The 2,136-nt window shown below is 57.4% G+C and carries 3 protein-coding genes and 1 pseudogene; 2 read left to right on the top strand and 2 right to left on the bottom strand.

Annotated features, from left to right (window positions below):
* Positions 1–263: 263 nt before the first annotated feature.
* Positions 264–659 (top strand): nuclear transport factor 2 family protein, encoded by a 396-nt coding sequence (locus FSO04_RS45600; protein ID WP_154567983.1) that lies wholly within the window; start codon positions 264–266, stop codon positions 657–659.
* A 204-nt stretch (positions 660–863) separates the two neighbouring features.
* The gene (locus tag FSO04_RS45595; RefSeq protein ID WP_154567982.1) at positions 864–1,289 is read left to right on the top strand and encodes a VOC family protein; all 426 of its coding nucleotides are present in this window, start codon (positions 864–866) and stop codon (positions 1,287–1,289) included.
* A gap of 161 nt (positions 1,290–1,450) precedes the next feature.
* Here the strand turns inward: FSO04_RS45595 and FSO04_RS45590 are convergent, their stop codons facing one another.
* Positions 1,451–1,783, bottom strand: coding sequence for an SMI1/KNR4 family protein (locus FSO04_RS45590; RefSeq protein ID WP_154567981.1), 333 nt, complete (start codon positions 1,781–1,783; stop codon positions 1,451–1,453).
* Positions 1,784–2,013: 230 nt separating this feature from the next.
* Positions 2,014–2,136: pseudogene (locus FSO04_RS49120) on the bottom strand (YciI family protein); the annotation flags it as partial.

Here is a 2,136-nt window from a genome sequence, read left to right as displayed (position 1 = left end):
AACCCGTGCGCGTTCGTGCGGATGATGGTCGTTGGCCCGTGCAGCGGGCACACCGCTTTCATGGTGTCTCCTGAGACTCATAAGTCAACTGGTCCTATCGTACACGCAGCTCGCCGGTCCGGTATGGCCCGATGCTGGCGAGCGCTATTGCAACAGCTTTGACCGACCGACGGGGTGCGGCCACCAGGAGACATTCGACACGGGCGGCGGAATCGCTGACAATTTCGAATCACAACTCCTTCAACTTGCCGAACGCAGCAACGATGACAGAAGACACTAACGATATCTCGGTGCTCGTCCGTGAGTTTTGGACGCTCATGGGTTCAAACGACTTTGCATCCGTGCAGGCTGTGTTAGCCGAGCAATTCATCCTTGAATGGCCCCAGTCGAACGAACGCATCCGTGGTGCCGCGCGGTTCGCACAGATGAACTTGGAGTATCCGGCGCAGGGTCCGTGGCGCTTCGAGGTGAACAGAGTCGTGGCAAACACGGTTAGTGAAGCAGTATCCGATGTGACAGTTACCGATGGATCTATGACCGCGCGAGCCGTATCGTTTTTCTCAGTCGAAGCCGGCAAAATCACTCGCATCGTTGAATATTGGCCGGAGTCGTATGCTGCCCCCGCCAATCGTGCGCATCTTGTTGAGCTCATCGAGTAGGTGACTGCGTATCGCCGGCGTTGTGCCGGCTAGAACACCGCCGCGACCCGGCCAGGAACAGACGACCAAGCTGGTTTCCCGACAACCAGCCCCATACTTTGCCCGGGTACACTCATGCCTCTGCCACACGCGCCGCAATAGCATGGACAGTCTGTCGAATAGAGTTATGAAGAAACCATACCCATCCACGTCGAAGGCGGCCAAATGATCGACCACGTTTACATCTCAGTCACCGACATCGACAAGTCACTAGCCTTCTACTCTGAAACCTTGAAGCCACTCGGCTGGAGCGTATTCGGTAACTACGACTCCGCTTCGGGCCCCGACGGCGTCCCTGATCTTTACGGCATCGGTGACGACGTGTACGGCAAGGGAAAGGCGGTTGGATCAAGCATCTGGCTACGTCAACGCAAGCCCGGCGAGACCGGGCTGTACCTCGGCATCGTCTGCGACACCAACGAACTGGTCGACGCCGCCTACGCAGCTGCAATCAAAGCCGGCGGCATCGACGAGGGGAAACCAGCAGATCGTACCTACTTCGCCCCCGGCTATTACGCCGCCAACGTCTCCGACTTCGACGGCAACCGTCTTGAGTTCGTGCACAAAGCGTGGAACCCCAAGCGACACTAAAAGCAATCCTCTTGATACAAGTGTGCCGTCGCTATTCGTACAAGCTTTGGACAATCCTGCATCGAATAAATGGCTGCTTTGCGGAAGTGCGATTGACCGAAACGGGTCGATCAGAGCCGGTCGTCGTCGGGCTCAGTTCGGCCACAAGCGGCCTGCCAGCCTCACTTCTTGTTCAGGTGTTTCAAGAAGTCAGGGTCGATCCACGCACGTCGCACTTGCCCTTCCTCTAGCGTGACTGGCCGAGGCTCGGTAAGTCGCTCGACAAACGCGTTTTCGGATGTTGCGAGCCTTGTGACGCTGCCTGTTTCGTGGTCCCAAAAAGAGACGCCATCGTCGGTGCGGAGGAAGTAGTTCCCGCAGTCATCGACGGCAAACGGCTTGACAGACGAGCTGAAGAGCTCGTTTCGATCGCCTTGTGGAAGCATCCGAATAACCCCGTATTCTTCGCCAGCATCGTCGCGAAACACTTTGCCATATATCTTGTTCCAGTCCATCTTTGGCCTCTGAGAAGTCGATGCTCCCGATCGTATCAGGACAGCGATCTAGCGTTTGTCTTGTGCGCTTTGAATGACCGCGCTTACTAGAAGCGCGGGGACCGTTGTGGGTCGATCACAGGCGTCGCCGCTCGGCCCAGAAGTAGCATCGTCGCGATGACTCACGAAGCCGTGAAGGTGTTTGAGGAGAACAGAGCCCCAACGCATATTTGAGACACGCGTCCAGGCCCTCATCGGGACCAGTAGAAATCCACGGGGATAAGCTCGACGACCCATCCACCTTCTTCGCCCAGCGTGGCCGCCGGGTGCATGGAGGCGATGCGCAACGCCTCGTCATGGGTATCCGCCTCGAT

The sequence above is a fragment of the Paraburkholderia madseniana genome, from assembly GCF_009690905.1.
GTDB lineage: Bacteria > Pseudomonadota > Gammaproteobacteria > Burkholderiales > Burkholderiaceae > Paraburkholderia > Paraburkholderia madseniana.
This window is presented reverse-complemented; position numbering and strand designations above follow the sequence as displayed.

Bases quoted from the DNA above. Each gene is read 5' to 3' on its own strand.
- FSO04_RS45600 (WP_154567983.1), top strand. From the start codon at position 264: ATGACAGAAGACACTAACGATATCTCGGTGCTCGTCCGTGAGTTTTGG.
- FSO04_RS45595 (WP_154567982.1), top strand. From the start codon at position 864: ATGATCGACCACGTTTACATCTCAGTCACCGACATCGACAAGTCACTA.
- FSO04_RS45590 (WP_154567981.1), bottom strand. From the start codon at position 1,783: ATGGACTGGAACAAGATATATGGCAAAGTGTTTCGCGACGATGCTGGC.